Genomic DNA, 20,561 nt, shown 5'->3' with positions numbered 1-20,561 from the left:
ATTTGCTTCGGGGCTTTTTTAGTTATTAAGATTCCTGGTTTTGTTCAGGGCCGTGAATAATTTCCACAGTAATTGCGCCTTGCTCAATGGCGCCAGGCAAATCAGTTTCTAGTTGCTTTTGCACTTCGTTAAACGGCTTATTTAATGCCATCACGCCCCAAGCTTGGTTGCGGCCATGCATTTTACCGGCGTAAAGCACCATGTCTGCAAGCTGTAGGGTTTCTTCCCAGTCCATTTGGTTTTCGTTAAGGTCAGCAAACGGATAGCTGATAAAACCAGCAGTCGCGCTTACCCAAATGTCTTGGTCGCCGGCTTTAATTGGCGTAGACGCAATGACATCGAGCATGCGCTTAGCCATGATTGGCATTTTTGACGCTTCGGTGTTGCTTAGGTAAATTAAGAACTCTTCACCACCCCAGCGTACCACCATGTCCGACTCGCGAGACACTTGAAGTAGGCGCTTAGACACTTCAATCAGTACGTCATCGCCAGCTGCGTGCCCTAGGTTGTCATTAATCCGTTTAAAATGATCTACATCCATTAACAGCATAGCGTCGTGAGACACCTCATGCGGTGCTCGCAATTTATTCTGCAACGCACGGCGGTTTAGCAATCCGGTTAGCGGGTCTCGTACCGACTGCTCAGCTAGCTTACTGTTTGCCACTTTAAGCTCGCGGTTACTACGACGCGCAGCGCGGTAGGCAAAGGCGACAAAAATCATGGCAAAAATCGCAACAATAACTAATAGCAGCAAAATGGTGCGCTTCTGGCTTTCGTTTTCGATGAGCTGCTGATTAAGCTCATTTTTCTGCGATAACAACTCAATTTGCATGGCTTTGTCTTTGCTGTCATACAAGTTTTGTAATTCAGCGATGCTTTTCTGCTGTTCATTTTGGTAGGCTTTCTCACGCAGCTCTCGTTGCTCGATAAGCACATTTACAGCTTCATATTGCTGACCAATATGCACTAAAGCCTCGGCGTACTCACCTAACAAACCTTCAAGCTCGGCAGGCGACCAAGTTTCACGAGCTGGCTCGACAACCTCGCGCATTTCACGCAAACCTTTTTCAATATCACCCAAAAAAACATCAACATAGCCGAGATTAAATAAAATAACTTCAGGGTCGTAAGCATCAGCGTTTAGTTGAGCGAGGTTGTATGCGCGCTCTAACACTTGGCGTGCGCCAGTGTAGTCACCCATACGTATATCAATATCGCCAATGTTATTCAGCGCACTAATGTAGGTATTTAATTGCTCAGGGTCGTCTTGAACCCGCGCAATGACTTGTTGATATAAACTAAGCGCGGTGTCGTAATTTTTACGCGACGTTTCGAGGCTTGCTCGCTCGAATAAAATATCCACTTCATATTCGTCGAGCAAATTGTTGCTGTCGGCCAGCTGCAGAGCTTCGTCCAGCTGCTGCAATGCTAGGTCATAGCTTTTCTGCTGGTTATAAAGCGTGGCGATGCGTGTTTTGGTGGTAATTAATCGCGTTAGCGTGCGGCTATCGTTACTTTTTGCCACCGCATCCGCGGCATAAATGAGGTGCTCCAAAGCACGATCAAACTGGCTGCGTTGCTGGTAAATATAAGAAGCTAAGTTGTTCACAAAATATAGAACGCGTGGCGAGGTCGCTTGTTCTAACGGTACTAAAGCATCGTTTAAGTTGGCAAGCGCCTCAGACACTTTACCTTGCATAACTAGCAACAATATTTCCGTTGCCGCAACATCAGCAATAGCGTCAGGTAGTCGGCTTACCCGAGCGATTTCTTTTACTTCTTCTATTTGTTTGACAGCTGTCTCAATATCCCCAAGATAGCCGTGAGAAAGGGCGATATAGTTGAGGGTACGAACGCGTGTCATTAAAGGCGTTTCGGGTGTTAATGAAGCCTCGATTGCAAGTAGATTCTGCATCGAGTTTTCACTATTGGCTTGATTCAAGACTTCATCAAGCTGACTTTCTATAGCGGCATCTACCGGAGGAATAGAGACCTCTTGTGCATAAGCGGTGGTTAAAACCACGCTTAAAAGCAACACAATGATCAGATTATTTTTAGGCATCAGCCCCCCGACATAAAAACTGCAATTCAGTATATACATTGACATATCTGGTCGGACTTGTAATGCCTTATGCGATGAGCTGCAAAATATGAGCGTTTGCAAGAGCTGATGTTAACCAGATGTTTAGTCGGTCGATAATAACCCAGTTTTTAGGCAAATGTAACAACTTGTAACACTGAAAACTTGCACAACGACAGTGGCGTCGTATAGTTATATTTCCATTATTTTCGGAACCATAACAATGGCCTTAAAAAATCGCTTTTATGTGAGTGGGTTAACACTTACAGCATTGTTGCTTGTGGGGTGTAATCCACAGCCAACGGTAGACACATCGGCGCAAGCACCAGTTGCTGAGCAACGTCCATTTATTGTCGAGTCGCCACAAGGTAATCGCCAAGATCCTTATTATTGGCTACGTGATGATAGCCGCACTGACCCAGACGTTATTGCGTACTTGGAGTCTGAAAATGCCTATTATGATGCGTATCGGGAAAAATATACTGATTTAACGAAAACCTTAGAGCAAGAAATTATTGGGCGCATTAAACAGGATGACAGCTCGGTTCCGTATCAAAAGGGCGATTATTTATACGCCACTAAGTATGAAGCAGGAAAAGAATACCCAATCTACGTACGTACCGACGCCCAAGGCAACGAGCAAGTGATGCTTGACGTGAATAAGTTGGCTGAAGGACAAAAGTACATGGCCGTCAGCAACTGGTCGGTAAGCCCTAATCAGCAGTTGCTAGCTTATATGGTTGATAATACTGGCCGGCGGCAATATGAATTACGTATTCGTGATTTAACCACCGGCGCAGACTACGCGCAGACGTTATCTGGTTTGTCGGCTGCCATTGCTTGGGCGAAAGACAACAAGACCTTGTTTGTGATTGAAAACGACCCGCAAACCTTATTGTCGACACGTGTTCTCAAATACCGTCTAGGTCAGCCGGCAGAAAGCGCTGAGTTAGTGTACGAAGAAACAGACAACACGTTTTATATGTACGTCAATAACACGACTGACGGTGAATACGTGCAAATTCATCTTGATCAAACCGTATCGACCGAAGTTCGCGTGTTAGATGCCGATACACCCGATGGTGAATTCAAAGTACTTGCGCCGCGCGAGCGGGATTTTCAATACAGCGCGGATCATATTGATGGCCGTTGGATTATACGGACGGATTTAAATGCGCCTAATTTTCAGCTGATGGAAGTCGGCCATGACAATATTGGCGACAAAACCAAATGGCAGCCGTTGGTCGCGCACAAAGATGATGTGTTTATCCAAGACTTTGCGGTGTTCTCAAACTACCTAGCTATTAATGAGCGCAGCGAAGGCTTGCGCCGCATTCGCATTGTGCCTTGGAACAGTGAAGAGCAAGCGCAGTTTATTGCTTCCGATGAAGCGGCTTATGTCACAGGTTTTGAACGCAATCTGCAGCAAGATACAGATATTTTGCGTTATACCTATAGCTCGTTGACCACGCCTTCAACGGTTTTCGCCTACAACATGGCGACAGAGGAACAAGAAGTTCTTAAGCGAACCGAAGTGCCAAATTACGACGGTAGCTTGTATGAAACCGCTCGTACGTGGGCGACAGCTGGCGATGGTACGAAAATCCCGGTCTCGTTACTTTACAAAAAAGGCTTTCAACAAGACGGCACCGCACCGCTTTACCAGTATGCTTACGGCTCATATGGTTCAAGTTCTGATCCATATTTCCGTTCAACCATTTTCAGTTTAGTGGACCGTGGCTTTGTGTATGCTATTGCCCATATTCGTGGTGGCCAAGAAATGGGCCGCGCATGGTATGAAAATGGCAAAATGCTAAACAAAATAAATACGTTTACCGACTTCATTGAAGTAACTGAACATTTAGTTGCCGAAAAATATGCGCACCCAGACAAAGTGTTTGCTATGGGTGGGAGTGCCGGCGGTCTGTTGATGGGCGCTGTGGCCAATATGGCCCCAGAAAAATACCGTGGAATGATGGCCCATGTCCCCTTTGTTGATGTGGTAACCACCATGCTTGACGAAAGCATACCTTTAACCACCAACGAATTTGACGAATGGGGAAATCCAAAACACCAGCCTTACTATGATTATATGCTGTCGTACTCACCGTATGATCAGGTGAAAAAACAAGACTACCCAGCTATTTTGGTAACGACTGGTTTACATGACTCGCAGGTTCAATACTTCGAGCCGGCGAAGTGGGTAGCGAAGTTACGCGCTCATAAAACCGATGCGAACCCGTTAATGTTCAAAACCAATATGGCGGCGGGGCATGGCGGGAGTAGCGGGCGCTTCTCACGTATGAAGGAAGTGGCTGAAGAATACGCCTTTATCCTGAACTTACTGCAACAGCGCTAACAGCTAGTAGATATTAGATATTAGCGAAACAAAAAGGGCGGGATCTGCTAGCAGATTCCGCCCTTTTTTAATATCCAATAGCTAATAACTAATATCGCCTTTGCTTTCAGATTACCATTGAGCGCTGTGATATACGTTTTGCACGTCATCACAGTCGTTCAACATATCCAACAGCTTTTCCATTTGCGCAATATCTTCGTCACTTTCAAGTTGCGTTGTTAACTGTGGCAAGTACTGCACCTCGTCAACCTCAAATTCAATGCCTTCCATCGCTTCTTGCAGTGCCTGTTTCGCTTTATGCGCTTCGGTATGAGGCGCAAACACGGTAATAAAGCCGTCATCGGCTTCAATGTCGGTCACGTCTACGTCCGCCATCATCAGCGCTTCAAGCACAGCGTCTTCGTCGTCACCGGCAAAGCGCAAAATGGCACAGTGATCAAACATGTGTGACACGCTGCCCGGAGCGCCAAGCTTACACTTGGTTTTGGTGAAGCAGTTACGTACTTCACCAATGGTGCGGTTCGGGTTGTCGGTTAGCGCATCAACCATGACCATGCAGTTACCAGGGCCGAAGCCTTCGTACATGGCTGGCGAGTAATCTTCACCGGCACCGCCTTTGGCTTTATCAATGGCTTTTTCAATAACGTGAGCCGGAACTTGGTCCTTTTTAGCGTTATCAATCAAGCTACGCAGTTGTAAGTTCGCATCGGGGTCAACACCGCCTTGCTTGGCAACCACATAAATTTGGCGACCATATTTGCTATACACTTTACTTTTTGCTGCAGCGGTTTTTGCTATCGACTCTTTTCGGTTTTGATACGCGCGACCCATAAAATTGCTCTCGCTTTGTTCTAATGAAAGATAAGGTTGGCAATTTTATACCCAGTTACAGTTGATAATCCAGTTTTAACCAATAAGTACGACCTGGTTCATTGACTTGGGTTATTTGTTCGTAGCCGGAAACGGCTGCACCAGCAGTACTTAAGTGTTCGGCAAAGGCCTTATCAAATAAATTGTCCACCCCAAAGCTTAGTCGCCAGTGCTGACCAAACTTGCGATGAGCGTTTAGGGCTAGGGTGCCAAACCCCGCGGTTTCTTTAAAATCGCTGCCGGCGATATTACCCTGGCCAATGGCAACGCGGTGCTGATTGGCAACCACACGCCATAAGCTTGCGACAGTCCAGTCTTGCACTTTATATTCAGCGCCCAGCTTAAGTTCCAATGGCGGTTGTTGGGCAAGTGGGCGGTGGTCGGACAAATTGCTACCGTGGGTATATGCAAGGCTAGCGTCAAGCAACCACAACTCACTGGGACGATAGCTAACTAACACCTCACCACCAAAACTCTCAGTATTCACAGAGCGCACGGTGTTTGGTTGCATCTGCGGCGCGTCTTCAATAAGAATATAGTCGTCAACATTGTTATAGAACGCGCTGACCACCACTTCGGTTAGCGCAACACGATAGTGGTAACCAAGGTCTAGTTGGTGGGTTAGTTCTGGCGCAATGTGAAATGCACTGGTAGAAGTTGCAGATTGATTGTTGTTACCAATAAGCTCCCAAAAATCTGGGAAGCGTTCGGCGCGGCCTACGCCAACATACAACTGGTGGTCGCCAATGTTGATCTCACTGCGCACAAACGCGCTGGTTAAAGCGTCATTGCGCACTGCTCCACGAGTGACACTCTGCGGGCGCAAATCTTTAGCCTCCCACCAGTCAACGCGAACCCCGCCAAGTACATTGACGGTGTTGGTTAGCGCATAGCTAGCTTCAGAGAACAAACCAGTTTGTTGAACAATGGCATCATCAATACGGGGTTTGTCTTGGTACGGCATCATGGATTGGTTCATGCTGACACGCTCACGATGGCTATGGTACTGATGATCAAGGCCAGCCTGAAGCTTTACCCATAAGTTAGTGTCAATCGTTGCCACCATGCGGCCGCCGCGACTGTAACGGTCGGGATTGCGCGCGGTCTTATTCGGCATTCTCATGGTGGGCCTAAATTCGCGAAGGCTGTAGTTATCCATAACGTGGTCAACGTAGCCAAAATAAACTTGGCTATCGAGCTCAGCAAGCCAGTTGGTAACATAACTCTCGCGCCAACGTAGGCTCGCGCTGGTGCGATCGAACACAGCGCCATCCATCATGCGATCAGCATAAGCGGCTTCCGCGCCACTTTGCCCTAAAGTAAGCAGCACAACAGTGTCTTGGTCCGGTGTCCAACCAAGCTGTGTATCAACACCCCAGCGCTGGTAAGCACTATTGATAGGTGTACCGTTACCATCTCGATAGTCATCGCTTTCGCTATAACTGGCGTTAATACGCCAAAATCCATTGTCATTGCCAGCTAGGTAATCGGCATTTCCGTCAATGCGACCAAATGAACCGATAACTGTGCTGACTTCGCCAGGGCTAGCTTCAGGGTCAAACTGGTAGCTCTTACGCTCAAACAATACGGTGCCAGCCGCTGGTCCATAAAGTACAGTTTGTGGCCCTTTAATAACACGAATTTGATCATAATTTTGCGGGTTAATATAAGCTGTGGGTGGGTCCATACGGCCACTGCAGCCGCCAAGTACCATTTGGTCGTCACTGCTAATGGTTAGGCGTGAGCCTGCTGCGCCACGAAATACCGGGTCACCGCTGGTACCGCCTTTGCGGATGAGATTAAAGCCAGGAATAGCCTTCAAATAATCGGCACCGTCTTGGGCTGGCAGCGGTTGTTGTGGTGCTTTGGGGTCTTTCACTAACTCAATGGTATTGAGTGGGCGTGCGCCTGTCACCACAATGCGTTCAAGTGGTGGAGTGTCGGTTTGGCTTAAAGCAAGTGCGATAGATAGTGATAACAACATGGTTTGTACTCCAATACAGCCGATGTGGGCAATAGATGGAGGCATTATCAACACATTGATTTAAAAAGTGATGTGGCAAAATGTCGCAGGTGGAAATCTTGCCAAACTGATGCATACTTAAGAGGTACTTAAGAAGGAGCTAAACCACGTGACCATTCGGGATATATTCGGTGCATTGGCATTGCTGTTAGTCACCCTAGCCGGCAATAGCTTTATTTGGCTCAACGGCGCTGCAACGAACCCCTATGCCGTATTAATACTGGTGCCGATGGCAGCGGCAATGCTGTTGTTACCCTTTCGCTTAGCATGGTTGGTTATCGTGGTTGGTGTATTAGGGCAGTTGCTGCAGTTACAAGCCCCACTACCTACTCATCACCAGATGGATACCCACTATAGGGCAATGGTATTTGGCCAGGTTTTCGCCGCTTTGTTGCTTGGCGTCACGTTACATATTTTGCGTATACGTATCGTGCGACAACAGCAAGCTATTCGAGCCTTACATCAACGCCAGCATCGCGATGAGCAATTGGTCACTATTGGCACCGCTGCCGCACAGTTCAGTCACGAAGTGGCAACGCCAATTCAAACCATACAATTTATGCTTGAAGATGCGCGCCAACGGTATCCAAACGATGAAGACTTACAACGCGCTGAGCAGCAAATACGGCGCATTCATAATTTACTGTTGGACTGGCGACAGGTAGCCGAAGATGTACGCGTTAATAGAGTACTAGAAATTCAAGTCAATGAGTTGATACAGCAAGTGCGTGATGCGTTGCTTATCGCGCGCCCAGATATTCGTGTCGAGTGGCATGACAACGAATACCCAGGCTGGGTGGTTCATGCGGATAGAACACTGATTCCGGCATTATTAAGCCTGCTACACAATGCCGCTGACGCCGCACCTCTAGATAGTAAAATTGATGTAGCAACCGCATGTGGTGATGATTACTGGCATATGAAAATTACTAACGAAGGCACTCCCTTAGATGCGCTGCGAGCGAGTGGGTTAGGCAAAGAATTGTTACCGAGCAGCCGTGGTGTTGGGGCCGGAGCCATGTTGAGCTACGCGACCTTTGAACGCTTCAATGGAGATGTAAGTTGGCGCGCAGAGAATGGTTTCACGGTAACCGAAGTGCGCTTGCCAGTGACCCATGCCACGGGACAAGAACATGAATGATACGGTGCTTATTATTGATGACGATATTCAGTTGTTACAGGCCTTGTGCAGCCGATTAGAGAGAGCCGGGTTTAATGTGGTGACAGCAGCTACATTAAACGAGTTAAACAGCACAGAGTTTCCTGCAATTCAGCATGTTTTATTAGACCTCAAGTTTGGTGAAACCAACGGTCTTGAGCTTATTAAACCGCTAAAACAACGGTTTAAACCCGAAAGCTTAGTGATTCTAACCGGGTATGCCAGCATCGCAACTTCAGTGGCGGCCATTAAAGCTGGCGCCACCGACTATTTAGCTAAGCCAATTCAAACGCAGGTTTTGCTCAACAGCTTAGCAGCTGATGTACATCAAGAAACTGAACTGAGTGACCAGCCATTATCACCTGCCCAACTGGAATGGGAACATATTCAACGCGTGATGCATGAACACCAAGGCAATATTTCAGCAACAGCTCGAGCTTTGGGTATGCACCGCCGTACCTTGCAACGCAAGCTAAGTAAGCACTCACCAATAAAAGACTAAGTGCAGAGGAGAGGAACATGAAACGGTTAATTCTAATGGTATTTTTATTCAGCACGTCAGTGCTCGCTGATGACCAACAACGTATTGAGCAGTCGCGACATTTAGCGATGGAGCTTGGCCAAAAATTGAGTTCTGAACTAATGGTTGCCATGAAAGCTGAAGGTGCTGTGCATGCTATTTCCGTGTGTAACGAGCGGGCGCCCGAAATTGCCGCGGGCCTAAGTCAAAATAATAACGCACGGGTTGGGCGTACTGCATTGCGAGTTCGAAACCCGAACAATGCCCCCACGGGTGAACACAAAGCCGTAATGCAATATTTTCAAGCGCGTTTGGCGAAAGAGCCAAACACAGTGCCGGAAGTATTATTTACAGCAAGCAATGGCGAACAACATTACATGCGGGCTATTCCAATGCAGCCTCAATGTGCAGCCTGCCACGGCAGTAACATTGCGCCTGAGGTACGCAACGCCATTGCGCAAAAATATCCAAACGATCAAGCTACAGGTTTTGAAGTGGGTGATTTACGCGGTTCATTTTTAATTCGTTGGCTTGCCGAGTAAGATCTATAGATTCGATGTAAACAAGGAGATTGTTATGGCTACCGATGCTGTTCAAGTAAGAGCATTTCTTGATGACGATAGCGAAACTTTCAGTTATGTGCTGTACCACGAGACCGAACGGCAAGCTGTGGTGATTGACCCTGTACTTGATTTTGATTACAAATCGGGCCGCACGCATACGAATGGTGCGAAACGCTTGGTCGACTTTGTAAAAGCTGAAAACTTGTCAGTTGCGTGGGTGCTAGAAACTCACGCTCATGCAGATCACTTGTCAGCTGCACCCTTTGTTAAAGAACAGGTGGGCGGCAAAATAGGCATTGGCGAGCACATTAAAGACGTGCAGCAGATTTTTAAAGACGTATTTAATTTAGAAAAAGAATTTTTGCCAAACGGGCATCAGTTTGATCATTTGTTCACTGATGGCGAGACCTTTCAGGTTGGCTCCATGCACTTCGAAGTGATGCATACGCCCGGCCATACACCAGCTGACTTGTGTTATATCGTTAACGGCAACAAGGTGTTTGTGGGCGATACATTGTTTATGCCCGATGTCGGTACCGCGCGATGTGATTTTCCCGGCGGCAGTGCGACCACTTTATACCGGTCAATTAAAAAAATCTTGGCACTGCCCGAAGCCACCGAAATTTATATTTGTCACGACTACCCACCCGAGGGCCGTGAACATGAGTACAAAACTACAGTGGCGGCACAACGTCGCCATAGTAAGCATGTGCATGACGGGGTCAGTGAATCTGAATTTGTTAGAATGCGCGAAGAGCGTGACGCCACCCTTGAAATGCCGCGCTTAATTTTGCCATCTATACAAGTTAACATTCGCGCAGGTAACATGCCGCCAGCTGACGCTGACGGTAAGGTCTATTTGAAGTTGCCAATTAATCAATTGTAATTGGTGAGCGACCTATTAATCAGCGCAATTAAGGAATCTGGTGAGTCATTTTACTTCTGCAATCTTTTGGCTAGGTGCGCTAGCAGCGCTGACACCTTGGGTGAGTGCGCCTATAGCGCTGGTGCTCGGTTTTTTAATGGCTAGTTTTAAATGGGTGCCCGCCGCGGTAAACACCAATGCCTGGACAAAAAAACTGCTCGCTGTAGCCATTGTAGCACTAGGGTTTGGTGTGCAGCTTGATGTTGCCTGGCAAGTCACAGGCAACTATTTGGGCCTTATGGTAGTGAGTATCGCGGTTACCCTAATCGCGGCATTGCTCCTGGGCAAGGCTTTCAAGGTTGACACACCGACGAGTCATTTAATTGGCTCGGGCACCGCAATTTGTGGCGGTAGCGCTATTGCTGCCGTAGGGCCGGCTATTCGTGCTCGAAGTGACCAAATGGCTCTCGCATTGGCTAGCGTTTTTACCTTAAATGCCATTGCTTTATTAGTGTTCCCTGTTATTGGTCGCGCCTTGGGGTTAAGTGACGAACTATTTGGTGCTTGGGCAGCTATTGCTATTCATGACACATCATCGGTCGTGGGCGCTGCACAGGCCTATAGCGACGAAGCTTTGCAAACGGCAACGACCTTAAAACTTGCACGCGCCTTGTGGATTATTCCGCTCGCTTTGCTTTCAGCACTGGTATATCAGCGCTTTTCTGGCGACAGCACCAAAACCAAACTAACCGTGCCTTGGTTTATTGGTGGTTATATTGTCGCCATGATTATTGCCACGTTTTTGCCTCAGTTTGGCGAGCTGTATAACGCAGCTTTTTCAGCGGGTAAAAAGCTACTCGTACTAAGTTTGTATTTGGTTGGCGCTAGCATTACCGTTAGCCGTTTGCGCGCGGCGGGGCCAAGGCCGCTGCTGCTTGCTGTAGTGTTGTGGGTATTAATTGCGCTGTTGTCGCTGGGGTGGCTTACAATATTAGCTAACTAAGCGCCGCAAGGGCATAAGTATGGAACTGAACCTGGCAAGTTTAGTCCTATAATATAAGTGCAGAGGCTTAAGGCGAAAGGAATAACATAGAGCGAATTAATCTTGAGCAAGCTTATATTTAAGCTCATGATCGTAGGCGAAAACTGCTTCACGAATCATCGAATATCAAACACCTATGAAGGAGTATGTGATGGGATTACGTATTGGCGATATCGCACCAAATTTTAAAATTGAAACCACCAAAGGCGAAATTGACTTTCATGAATGGTCAAAAGGCTCTTGGGTTTTTTTCTTCAGCCACCCAGCAGACTATACCCCGGTATGTACCACCGAAATGGGGCGCACAGCACAACTGAGCGATGAGTTTGCGAAGCGCAATGTGAAGTCACTTGGCCTGTCGACCGACACGGTCGAAGAGCACAACGGCTGGATCAACGATATTAACGAAACCCAGAACACCAACGTCGGCTTTCCAATTGTAGCTGACAAAGACAAAAAGGTAGCAGGGTTGTATGGCATGATTCACCCAGGTGAAAGCGAAACCGCAGCGGTGCGTTCGGTATTTATTATCGACCCGAACCATAAAATTCGTTTAACCATGACTTACCCAATGGCAGTTGGTCGCAACTTCACCGAAATTTTGCGCGTGATTGACGCCTTGCAAACCGGTGACCAATACGGCGTGGCTTGCCCAGCAGACTGGCAAGTAGGTGGCGACGTGATTATTCCACCGAGTGTGTCGATGGAAGACGCTGAGAAAAAATTCCCACAAGGGTTCAAGACGGTTAAACCATATTTGCGTTACACTAGCGTAAACAAATAACCAGCTAACCATGAATGATTGCGACCGCTTACTCGACAGACTTTGACACCTTGTTACCCGCACTTGAGGCGTGGGTAACACAAGCCGAACGTGAAGCGGCGCAAATTTACCGGCAATTACCACGCCAGCAACAATATCTTGCTGGCCGTGGCTTATTGCGGCGGTTGGTTTGCGAAACCTGGCATTGCGCCGCTGGCGCAGTGTCAATTACTCGTCAAGAAAACGGTGCACCGCTTTTAACTGTAGGCGGAAACGTTTGGCAGTGTTCTATAAGCCATACCAAAGGTGCTGTGTTAGTCGCGGCGAGTCCAGAATTTGTGGTGGGCGTAGACGTTGAGCTGATAAAACCAAGAAAACGCTTGGCCGATTTAGTGAGCCAATATCAGCATGGTTTTTTTGCCGATGTGAATGCTGAAAACTGGTCGCAATTTTATCAGCGCTGGACCCTAGCTGAAGCAGTCACCAAAGCCGAACAAGGTTTGCTCCTCAATACACTCAAACGACCAGTGGCTAATTATGGCCAGCAGGCTGTTCACCAGTGTGAGCAACAGTTTATGTTTTGTTGCTACAGCGCAAAATGCAATAAAATAACCCTAAACAAAGCTATTTTTTAAACGTAAAACTATTTGAATTTACGTTTCAACCCATTGAAAAAAAGTTAAAATAGTTATACTTTTGTCGGATCTTAACAAGGATAAATTCGATGAAAGTACAATTCATAATAAGCGCAATCGCGTCAGCATTGGTTATGGCCGGTTGTGCCAGCCAGTCTCCCCAACCTCAAGTAAGTAAGCCACCGGTTAATAAGCAGCAACAATTGGAAGCTCAGCAGCAAGCTATTGCTGAACAGCCAATTGAGTTAGCGCTTAAACGCAAAATTGCAGTGGGCCGCTTAAGTAATGAAACAAACTATGGGCGAAGCTTGTTACGCGAAGCAACGCAGGGTCGAGATGATCAAAAAATATCCGACATGTTCACCCAGGCTATTGCTAATACGAACAAATTCCAGATTTTTGAACGCCCTGATATTGCCGCCTTGCAAGCCGAGCAAAATTTGACGGCACAAAGCGCCGAAATAGTTGGCGTTGACACATTGGTTGTCGGTTCATTAACTGAATTTGGCCGCTCTAATGTCGGTGAGCGTGGGTTCTTTTCAACTAGCGCCAAGCAAGAAGCAACAGCAACCGTTGATTTACGCCTAGTTGATACCAAAACGGGCCAGATTATCGCCTCGGTTTCTGGTACTGGTAGTTCATCGCTTGAACAATCGCGCACCATGGGGTTTGGCTCGGTGGCGGGCTATGACGGTAGCTTAAACGACCAAGCTATTGGCGCGGCGGTAAATGCCGCAGTTGAAAAAATGACCGCTATGTTGTTACAAAAGCCATGGTCGGCAGACATTTTAGCCGTTGAAGAAGGCCAGGTTTTCATTAGCGGCGGTGAAGCCCAAGGGGTGAAGGCCGGCATGACCTTTGCAGTCATGACTAAAGGCAAACGTATTAAGTCTAAAACCACCGGGTCATATATTAGCTTGCCCGGCGAAAAAGTGGCTGAGCTGAAAATAACCTCGTTGTTCGGTAGCTCAGAGCTTGACCAAGGTGCCGTAGGTACCATTACTTCCGGTAGTATTGCAGGGCACGCTGTTGAAACCCTAGAAGTACAGGAGTTGAAACCATGAAACACAACATTTTAATCATGGCAGCGGTGTTGGTTACGGTGGTTAGCCTTACTGGCTGTGCGAAGCACCCAACAAAAATGACCACAGTTGTGAATGACGCGCCAACAGTAAATTTTAATGTAGCTGACAGTACGGGATTAAGTTTGTGGGTGGATGGTGTTTCTTATGGTCCGCTTGAACAGTATCAATACCCAAACAAATCAGTTGAGTTAATCAGCGGTGAACACCGCATTGAAATTCGTCGTGGTACTTCAGTCATTTATTCAGAAAAGCACTATTTTAGTGAACAAACCCATCGCACGTTGGAGATTAACCCGTGATGAAATTGAAGTTAATAGGCTGCGTGATCGCAGCATTGCTGTTAGCTGGTTGCGCTACGAATAATAATTTATACCAGTGGGGAAATTACGAGGACACATTGTTCGCGCACTTTCATGAGCCCGAAGTGAAAGAAGAAATGCTAGCCTCGTACATTGCTTTTTTAGAAAAAAGCCAAAACAAATCAAAGAAAAAAGTAGCCCCTGGTCTGTTTGCTGAAGCGGGAACCTTCATGCTTGAAAAGGGCGATGCCACCGCAGCGGTGCGCTTTTACGAGCTTGAGCGCAGTTTATGGCCAGAAAGCGAACCGTTAATGACCATGTTGATTCAAAACTTAAAAGCCCGAGAGCAAACTGTACAGGAGCAAACGCCATGAAAAAACTTATTTGCTCAAGCTTGTTTGTGATGTTTGCACTAACCGGCTGTGTTGCCAAACAGGATTTAAGCTACCTTGAACCGCTACATGATCGGCAATTGCGTTCATTATTAATAGCGCCAGTTAAAAACGAAACAATTGACGTCATGGCACCTACCTCAGTACTTGCGACATTACCGTTTTCTTTAGCTGAAAAGGGCTATTACACATTTCCGGTAAACACAGTAAAAGTGCTGCTAGAAGGTGAAGGCTATTATGAGCCTGCGGAAGTACACGCGGCGCCGCCGGAAAGTCTTGCCTCATTATTTGGTGCTGACGCTATCTTATATGTCACCATTCATGAGTGGACCTCAGAATACATCTTGCTAGCCACCACGACCAAAGTTGATTTTGAGTACAAGATAGTCGATAACTCTGGGCAGTTGTTGTGGCAAGCCCGTAAAGAGCTCGCATATTCACCGCAACAACAAAATAGCACCGGAAACCCGCTGGCAGATCTTGTTGCTATGGCAATAACCGCAGCTATTGAGCGTGCAGCGCCAAATTACCTGCCGTTAACGCGAATGGCCAATGGCCAAGTGTTCAGTGGGCCGCAAACTGGGTTGCCGCCAGGGCCGTATAGTCCAATTTATGGTGAATACTACAAAAAAGTCGCAGAGCAATCGGTGAACCCAGCTGCCAACTAAAAGTATATATTTTGGTTATAAATTTAAAAGCGCGCTCATTCAAAGCGCGCTTTTTTAATGGTAACCTGCAATTTATTAATATTTCTTAGTGTGTGAGAAACCTATGACTCCAGAACAAGCCCGTCAACTAGTTGATATGCAAATTGCATTTAACCAAGTCATTGACCCATCGTACCCAGAAAATCCGCAAGTAAAACGAGATGATATCAAAGCAATTCTAGTTGAGCTTGGCGAGTACTTTGAACATACCGCATACAAATGGTGGAAAAAGCAGACTGCAGATTGGGCGCAGGCCAACATGGAGTTAATTGATATTCTGCACTTTGCTATTTCTGACGCTATTGAAAATGCTTACGTTGAACAACACCAAGCTCCTGCAGACGCGGTTGCACAATTGATTTTTAATGGGGCTGCGGCGAATCAGACTATCACCGACGGAAAAGAATTAGTTGCTGCGTTAGCGCAAGATGGAACACCAGCGAAGCCATTGCAATGTGGCGCTGTGTTTTTCAATAAATTAATGGCAGCCCTAGTTGACGCCTACGGTGACGCAAATACGGTTTATTTAACGTACGTTGGTAAAAATGCACTGAATAATTTGCGCCAGCAACGCGGCTATAAACAGGGCACCTACATTAAAATGTGGCAAGGTCGCGAAGACAATGAAGTTATGATGGCGCTGTTAAGCGAGCATGAGTCTAAAGTTATCGCCGCAGAGCAGCCATTGGCCTATGCACAGGCTTTGCTGCTAACTCATTATGATGAGCACATTGACGTCACTACGGCCTAGTTATTGAAACACCAGTTGGCCACCATCGTAATGCAAAATAAGTTGATTATTTTCGATCGAAAAACGATTAACGGTGGCTAACTGCTCTAAATAAGTATTTTCAACGGTCATTTCTGTAGGACTACACATCATTTTAGTGGCTGCCATGCGCTCAAGGGTTAGTCTTTCGCCGGTTAATCGGTAGCCTCCGAAAAAGCGATTGCAGCCGGCGTACCCGCTCACTTTTCCATCGTTCATAAAAGTAATAGTAGGTGCTTGAGTTAAGCCTGTGTTGGATAGCTCCCATGTACCACCGGCTAATAGCTGCCGCGGCTCACCAGCGCAGCCGCTTAGTTCAGTATTGTTGTGCACGAGTGTTGCTGCATAAGGGTATGGCATACCAGACATGCTATCAGTACAAGGTTTGGCTTCAAGCGTTAAGCTTGAATTTTCATCAAGTTCGATGTCCCATTGACCTGTTTCTGAGCTTGATGATACCGAAACTTGAGTAAAGTCGAGATCACCGGAAGGGCGGCGCAAGGAGGCGTTCAGGCCTTTGCGATGCAACAGCCAAAAAGGCTCATTGCCGCGAGCACTTAACTGTTGAGGTAATGCGCCCTGCTTTAGGCAAAGTGGGTAAATGTCGTTGTCGATGATTAACTGCCCTTCGTCGCCTTTAGTCCAGAACTGTGCATTGTTGTCGGGGTTAAAATATCGAGTGCCGGAAGCCGCAGGCTCAGACACAAATGTCAGTTGCTGATCATTGACTAACAGCGTTAACTGTTTGGCTGAAAAGTCTGCGGTTATCGGTTGGGTACCACAATTGTACATAATGACTTTGTCTTCAGTTGCCGGGCTACAGGCAACTAAAACGGTTCCGGTTATTAAACTGGTTATTAATAAGCGAGGTGACATCATCACTAGTTCCTTGGTTTTACGCAGACAACTGACTAAACCTATGACTGCATAAAATTGGCATAATTCATTTTTTCGATTGTTTTGTTACCGGACGAGCCATAATCACGTCGCGTTGGGCATCGTCCCCCAACTGAAACACCTGCTCACCCACTTCGCTAAATTGGTACTTCTTATAAAATGCGATGGCGCGAGGATTATGCTCCCAAACACCTAACCAAACCATGTCGTGATGAGCTTGTTCAATACGCTGCAATGCCGTGCGCATGAGGTCATGAGCCACGCCGCGGCCGTGCCAATTCGCTAAGACGTACAGACGCTGAATTTCAGCCGGGCTAGTAGCTGGAACACTGGCTGGAGAAGAACCAAAGCGCAGTTGAACAAAGCCAATAAGATGTCCCTCATGAGTGGCGATTAAAGTAAGCCCTTGTTGATCATTTATTTCAGCTAATTGCAGTGTCGGGCTAAAGTGGCTTGCACAATAAGCATTCATGTTTTCAGTACTGTTGGCTTCACCAAAAGCCTCAATAAAGGTTTGTTGGGCAAGAGCAGCAAGGCGCTCTGCATCGTCCTCGGTAGCTGTTCGAATATGAGCAACGGAGTCTTTGCGCAATGCTTGCGCATCTGCAGAGCGGAGATAGTTCTTATTAGTACTTTCTTCGTGTGTCATTAGCACCAAGGTAAGATAAATTTTAGTCGGTAATGACATGACAACACCAAGCGCACTTAGCGCTGCGCCGAGAATAAAGCCCTGGTGACCTATGTCGTCACTGGCAAAAGTAGTGGCTAATACAATATGTCCGACGATGAGCAGAGTAACGCCGGTAATCATGATCGATTTTAAAATTTTGGTTTGACTGCGTTCATTCATAGGATGCCCTGAAAAGTCATAGCTAACATTCTGTTGAGCCTGTGATTATGCTATACAAAGCAATAGCGAATACCAATAGCAATTCCGATTTAATCACAGAGTGGCATTTATGGCTCAGGCAGAACATGTATTAACCGTGAATACTTTACGCATCATGCTGTATGCGTGCGTTGCGTTTACCGTGCTATTCGGTATTGGCGTGTATGGTTTTTTATTATTTGGTAGTTCTTGGCTACAAGCCATTTATGGCACCGTTAAATTGGTACTGGTAGACGCCCCAGATGCTATTTTGCAAAGAGGCAACTGGGCGCTTGTTGTTGCTGCGTTTACACTGCCATTATTTCCCGCAGCGGCAATATTGAGTTTATTAGGGGCTGCGGCAGGTGTGCAATGGCAACTTCTGCGGGTGGTGGCTAAGCCGCGACGTCATGTGTTTTTGGGGGCCGGGAAAATGGCTGCAAGTGTCGCGCAAACGTTAGGCGCTCGCGGCGAAAAGTCGCTCATCGCTATCGACCAAAATATTGAGGGGCAACATGCGCTCTCCATTGCTGCGCAAGCAGGGGCGTTGGTGTTGCAGCATGATGTGAATAACAGCTTACTACTTCGCAAATTAAGGCTACAACGGGCTGACACCATTTATGTTTTTACCGGCGATGATCAGCAAAATTTGGTTATTGCACGAAAGGTTATTCATCAGCTAAAGAATGCAAGAAATTCGCCGCGCCTAGTTATTAATATTGAGTCGGCCAACGTATTAAGTTTGGTCACCGAAGAAGAAAGTTTTAGAGCTTATCAGCGAAGAGCAGAGTTATTGTGGTTTTCTGGGCCACACCAGAAGGCGCGCGAAATAACCAAACGGTTTCCTATTCGGCAAGTTTCATCGCAACAGCAGCCAGGGCCGGTGCATGTGGGAATAGTTGGGCAGGGCGCAGATGCAGAAGCTTTGTTGCTGCAATTGGCAAAACAAAATTCTGTATTACGTGACGAACGTTTACATATCACGCTGTTAGGTAGCGACCCTCAACGTTTTGCAGCATTTATGTTGAACTATCCCATGCTCAGCACAGCTAATTCGGACCCGGAATACGGCGGTGTCGCACCAAATATTCAGCTGAATTTTATGCAAATTGGCGATGCTGGCGTCACACCGCAGGTTGTACGTGCATCAATTAAAGCGCAACAAAATGAACCCTTCCAAGTGGTCTATATTATTGAGCCCAACGATTACCAAGCCATTACTGAAACAGTACGTCTGTGTCAGGTGATGACCGCCATGAACATGACTGCCCGCGTGGTGACGTGTATAGCAGGTAATGAGTTTGAGTCACTTGCCCAGGTTCACAAAGCAGTAGCACATTTTGGCGCAGCACTGGATAAAGTAACTTGGTTTCATGCGCTGGCCGACTTATTTGACAGACACGAGCACTACCCTGGCGAGTTGTCTGATATTTTTGGGCTATTGGTGCACAGCGCGTATCGGGCTATTTATACTGAGCCCCCGCTGCAGGCTCACCAGGCAAATTTGCAAACAGAGTTTGAACAGCGCTTGCACCGTGTTGCTGCGGCGGCTAAGCATGAGTGGCTGACGCAACTACCAGAAGCATTCAAAGCCTCTAGTCGTCAAAGTGGCGATCATATTTTCGTAAAACTGCGTGAACTTGGGTTTCAGCTGAGGCTGCGAAAGCCAAATGACGAAGCTGGTATTGAAGCCGGTTTATTGGGTGAGCTAAACACCGCAATTAGTGAACATATTGACGCCTTGCTTCGACTTGAGCACACACGCTTTACCAATGAACGCTTACTTGACGGTTGGCTATTCCATGTAAGCAATGACAAGTCACTAAAGTTGAATAAAACCCTTATTCCGTTTGCTGATTTGTCACCACATGAAGTTCTTAAAGACGAAGTGATTATACGGGTAATGCCTGTGCTTTTGCGCCACCCGCATGTACAACAATATTATGTGTTGAAGAAAATCTAATTAGTCGCTAAATAAGCGTCAATAGTATCGGTTATTTGTTTGTCCAACGGTTCAATTTTACTCGCGAAACTCGAAATCTGCTGGCCATCTGCAGACACCACATATTTGTGGAAATTCCATTGTGGGCTGGCGTTTGCAGCTGCACTTAAGGTTTTGAAAACGTTGTTTGCATTACTGCCGAGTACAGCGGTAGTTGCCATCATAGGAAAGGTTACCCCGAAGTTTACAAAACAAACGTCGGCGGTTTTTTCTTCGTCAGCATGTTCTTGCTTGAAGCTGTCTGATGGAAAGCCAAGAATAACAAAATCTTGATTACTGTATTGCTGATAGAGCGCTTCAAGCCCTTCAAATTGCCCTGTGTAACCACATTGGCTTGCGGTATTCACTACCATAACAACTTTGCCTTTGGTTAACTCGCATAAATCGTGGGTGTCTTTGGAGTGCAGCGCACGCATGCGCTCGTCAAATACCGCCAAGCAACCTTGAGTGGTATCGGTAAAGCTTTCATTGGCATTAGCGGCAGGGATAACATGCTTAGCCGTTTGCCCAGGAATGGCAAAATACAAGGTGAAGGCGCCAATAACCAGTGCAAGCACTAAAATGACACGGCGCATCATGGCTTTTTTAACGGTTTGAGACATGGCTGCTTTCCTTTAATGACATGGTAATGAAACATAGCATGATATCGATAATAATAGTCGA

General features: G+C 46.8%; 20 protein-coding genes. 14 read left to right on the top strand and 6 right to left on the bottom strand.

The genetic code is table 11. From position 1 onward, the window contains the following. Positions 1-25: 25 nt before the first annotated feature. Positions 26-2,062, bottom strand: coding sequence for a GGDEF domain-containing protein (locus ASC40_RS08840; RefSeq protein ID WP_055439441.1), 2,037 nt, complete (start codon positions 2,060-2,062; stop codon positions 26-28). A 241-nt stretch (positions 2,063-2,303) separates the two neighbouring features. Between ASC40_RS08840 and ASC40_RS08835 the strand changes: the two genes are divergently transcribed. Then, complete coding sequence (locus ASC40_RS08835) at positions 2,304-4,439, top strand: S9 family peptidase (protein ID WP_055439440.1); 2,136 nt, start codon at positions 2,304-2,306, stop codon at positions 4,437-4,439. A 111-nt stretch (positions 4,440-4,550) separates the two neighbouring features. On the opposite strand, the gene ASC40_RS08830 is transcribed toward ASC40_RS08835, so the two are convergent. After that, on the bottom strand, positions 4,551-5,270 hold the full coding sequence (locus ASC40_RS08830) for a YebC/PmpR family DNA-binding transcriptional regulator (RefSeq protein WP_055439439.1): 720 nt from the start codon (positions 5,268-5,270) through the stop codon (positions 4,551-4,553). Positions 5,271-5,325: 55 nt separating this feature from the next. Continuing rightward, positions 5,326-7,293 (bottom strand): TonB-dependent copper receptor, encoded by a 1,968-nt coding sequence (locus tag ASC40_RS08825; RefSeq protein ID WP_055439438.1) that lies wholly within the window; start codon positions 7,291-7,293, stop codon positions 5,326-5,328. 148 nt (positions 7,294-7,441) lie between these two features. Here ASC40_RS08825 and ASC40_RS08820 point away from each other — a divergent pair, with 148 nt between their 5' ends. The 12 genes from ASC40_RS08820 to ASC40_RS08765 all read left to right on the top strand — a co-directional run bounded on the left by ASC40_RS08820 (position 7,442) and on the right by ASC40_RS08765 (position 16,113). Next, positions 7,442-8,473: a sensor histidine kinase gene (locus ASC40_RS08820; RefSeq protein ID WP_055439437.1), complete on the top strand. Its 1,032-nt coding sequence runs from the start codon at positions 7,442-7,444 to the stop codon at positions 8,471-8,473. After that, entirely contained in the window at positions 8,466-8,993 is a 528-nt protein-coding gene (locus tag ASC40_RS08815; RefSeq protein ID WP_055439436.1) for a response regulator transcription factor, read from the top strand. Before ASC40_RS08820 ends, ASC40_RS08815 begins: the two co-directional genes overlap by 8 nt. A gap of 17 nt (positions 8,994-9,010) precedes the next feature. Further along, entirely contained in the window at positions 9,011-9,553 is a 543-nt protein-coding gene (locus ASC40_RS08810; protein ID WP_055439435.1) for a Tll0287-like domain-containing protein, read from the top strand. 34 nt (positions 9,554-9,587) lie between these two features. Beyond that, positions 9,588-10,460 (top strand): MBL fold metallo-hydrolase, encoded by an 873-nt coding sequence (locus ASC40_RS08805; RefSeq protein WP_211256877.1) that lies wholly within the window; start codon positions 9,588-9,590, stop codon positions 10,458-10,460. A 40-nt stretch (positions 10,461-10,500) separates the two neighbouring features. Further along, a complete protein-coding gene (locus tag ASC40_RS08800) occupies positions 10,501-11,442 on the top strand; it encodes a YeiH family protein (RefSeq protein ID WP_245622250.1) in 942 nt (313 codons plus the stop codon). Positions 11,443-11,632: 190 nt separating this feature from the next. Then, complete coding sequence (locus tag ASC40_RS08795) at positions 11,633-12,265, top strand: peroxiredoxin (protein ID WP_055439434.1); 633 nt, start codon at positions 11,633-11,635, stop codon at positions 12,263-12,265. Between the two features lie 14 nt (positions 12,266-12,279). After that, entirely contained in the window at positions 12,280-12,879 is a 600-nt protein-coding gene (locus ASC40_RS08790; RefSeq protein WP_055439433.1) for a 4'-phosphopantetheinyl transferase family protein, read from the top strand. A gap of 89 nt (positions 12,880-12,968) precedes the next feature. Then, a complete protein-coding gene (locus ASC40_RS08785; RefSeq protein ID WP_055439432.1) occupies positions 12,969-13,943 on the top strand; it encodes a CsgG/HfaB family protein in 975 nt (324 codons plus the stop codon). Continuing rightward, positions 13,940-14,263, top strand: a complete 324-nt coding sequence (locus ASC40_RS08780; protein ID WP_055439431.1) for a hypothetical protein — start codon at positions 13,940-13,942, stop codon at positions 14,261-14,263. The genes ASC40_RS08785 and ASC40_RS08780 overlap by 4 nt, the downstream gene beginning before the upstream one ends. Further along, entirely contained in the window at positions 14,263-14,637 is a 375-nt protein-coding gene (locus ASC40_RS08775; protein WP_055439430.1) for a DUF4810 domain-containing protein, read from the top strand. Before ASC40_RS08780 ends, ASC40_RS08775 begins: the two co-directional genes overlap by 1 nt. Beyond that, a complete protein-coding gene (locus ASC40_RS08770) occupies positions 14,634-15,323 on the top strand; it encodes a DUF799 domain-containing protein (RefSeq protein WP_055439429.1) in 690 nt (229 codons plus the stop codon). The genes ASC40_RS08775 and ASC40_RS08770 overlap by 4 nt, the downstream gene beginning before the upstream one ends. Positions 15,324-15,426: 103 nt before the next feature. Beyond that, the gene (locus tag ASC40_RS08765) at positions 15,427-16,113 is read left to right on the top strand and encodes a dUTPase (protein ID WP_055439428.1); all 687 of its coding nucleotides are present in this window, start codon (positions 15,427-15,429) and stop codon (positions 16,111-16,113) included. Here ASC40_RS08765 and ASC40_RS08760 read toward each other — a convergent pair whose 3' ends face one another. Then, positions 16,114-17,010, bottom strand: coding sequence for an META domain-containing protein (locus tag ASC40_RS08760; protein WP_055439427.1), 897 nt, complete (start codon positions 17,008-17,010; stop codon positions 16,114-16,116). 64 nt (positions 17,011-17,074) lie between these two features. Then, positions 17,075-17,878 (bottom strand): GNAT family N-acetyltransferase, encoded by an 804-nt coding sequence (locus ASC40_RS08755; RefSeq protein WP_141656134.1) that lies wholly within the window; start codon positions 17,876-17,878, stop codon positions 17,075-17,077. 109 nt (positions 17,879-17,987) lie between these two features. On the opposite strand from ASC40_RS08755, the gene ASC40_RS08750 reads away from it, so the two are divergent. Next, complete coding sequence (locus ASC40_RS08750) at positions 17,988-19,859, top strand: NAD-binding protein (RefSeq protein WP_055439426.1); 1,872 nt, start codon at positions 17,988-17,990, stop codon at positions 19,857-19,859. On the opposite strand, the gene ASC40_RS08745 is transcribed toward ASC40_RS08750, so the two are convergent. Then, positions 19,856-20,500: a glutathione peroxidase gene (locus tag ASC40_RS08745; protein WP_055439425.1), complete on the bottom strand. Its 645-nt coding sequence runs from the start codon at positions 20,498-20,500 to the stop codon at positions 19,856-19,858. The two genes, ASC40_RS08750 and ASC40_RS08745, sit on opposite strands and share 4 nt — an antisense overlap. Positions 20,501-20,561 lie beyond the last annotated feature (61 nt).

It is taken from the genome of Pseudidiomarina woesei (assembly GCF_001418345.1).
Lineage (GTDB): Bacteria > Pseudomonadota > Gammaproteobacteria > Enterobacterales > Alteromonadaceae > Pseudidiomarina > Pseudidiomarina woesei.
This window is presented reverse-complemented; position numbering and strand designations above follow the sequence as displayed.

Excerpts from the sequence above, each read along its gene's own strand:
- ASC40_RS08770 (WP_055439429.1), top strand. The coding sequence starts at position 14,634 with ATGAAAAAACTTATTTGCTCAAGCTTGTTTGTGATGTTTGCACTAACC.
- ASC40_RS08835 (WP_055439440.1), top strand. The coding sequence starts at position 2,304 with ATGGCCTTAAAAAATCGCTTTTATGTGAGTGGGTTAACACTTACAGCA.
- ASC40_RS08765 (WP_055439428.1), top strand. The coding sequence starts at position 15,427 with ATGACTCCAGAACAAGCCCGTCAACTAGTTGATATGCAAATTGCATTT.
- ASC40_RS08830 (WP_055439439.1), bottom strand. The coding sequence starts at position 5,270 with ATGGGTCGCGCGTATCAAAACCGAAAAGAGTCGATAGCAAAAACCGCT.
- ASC40_RS08780 (WP_055439431.1), top strand. The coding sequence starts at position 13,940 with ATGAAACACAACATTTTAATCATGGCAGCGGTGTTGGTTACGGTGGTT.
- ASC40_RS08790 (WP_055439433.1), top strand. The coding sequence starts at position 12,280 with ATGATTGCGACCGCTTACTCGACAGACTTTGACACCTTGTTACCCGCA.
- ASC40_RS08795 (WP_055439434.1), top strand. The coding sequence starts at position 11,633 with ATGGGATTACGTATTGGCGATATCGCACCAAATTTTAAAATTGAAACC.
- ASC40_RS08815 (WP_055439436.1), top strand. The coding sequence starts at position 8,466 with ATGAATGATACGGTGCTTATTATTGATGACGATATTCAGTTGTTACAG.
- ASC40_RS08755 (WP_141656134.1), bottom strand. The coding sequence starts at position 17,878 with ATGAATGAACGCAGTCAAACCAAAATTTTAAAATCGATCATGATTACC.
- ASC40_RS08805 (WP_211256877.1), top strand. The coding sequence starts at position 9,588 with ATGGCTACCGATGCTGTTCAAGTAAGAGCATTTCTTGATGACGATAGC.
- ASC40_RS08745 (WP_055439425.1), bottom strand. The coding sequence starts at position 20,500 with ATGTCTCAAACCGTTAAAAAAGCCATGATGCGCCGTGTCATTTTAGTG.
- ASC40_RS08760 (WP_055439427.1), bottom strand. The coding sequence starts at position 17,010 with ATGATGTCACCTCGCTTATTAATAACCAGTTTAATAACCGGAACCGTT.
- ASC40_RS08775 (WP_055439430.1), top strand. The coding sequence starts at position 14,263 with ATGAAATTGAAGTTAATAGGCTGCGTGATCGCAGCATTGCTGTTAGCT.
- ASC40_RS08825 (WP_055439438.1), bottom strand. The coding sequence starts at position 7,293 with ATGTTGTTATCACTATCTATCGCACTTGCTTTAAGCCAAACCGACACT.
- ASC40_RS08750 (WP_055439426.1), top strand. The coding sequence starts at position 17,988 with ATGGCTCAGGCAGAACATGTATTAACCGTGAATACTTTACGCATCATG.
- ASC40_RS08785 (WP_055439432.1), top strand. The coding sequence starts at position 12,969 with ATGAAAGTACAATTCATAATAAGCGCAATCGCGTCAGCATTGGTTATG.
- ASC40_RS08810 (WP_055439435.1), top strand. The coding sequence starts at position 9,011 with ATGAAACGGTTAATTCTAATGGTATTTTTATTCAGCACGTCAGTGCTC.
- ASC40_RS08840 (WP_055439441.1), bottom strand. The coding sequence starts at position 2,062 with ATGCCTAAAAATAATCTGATCATTGTGTTGCTTTTAAGCGTGGTTTTA.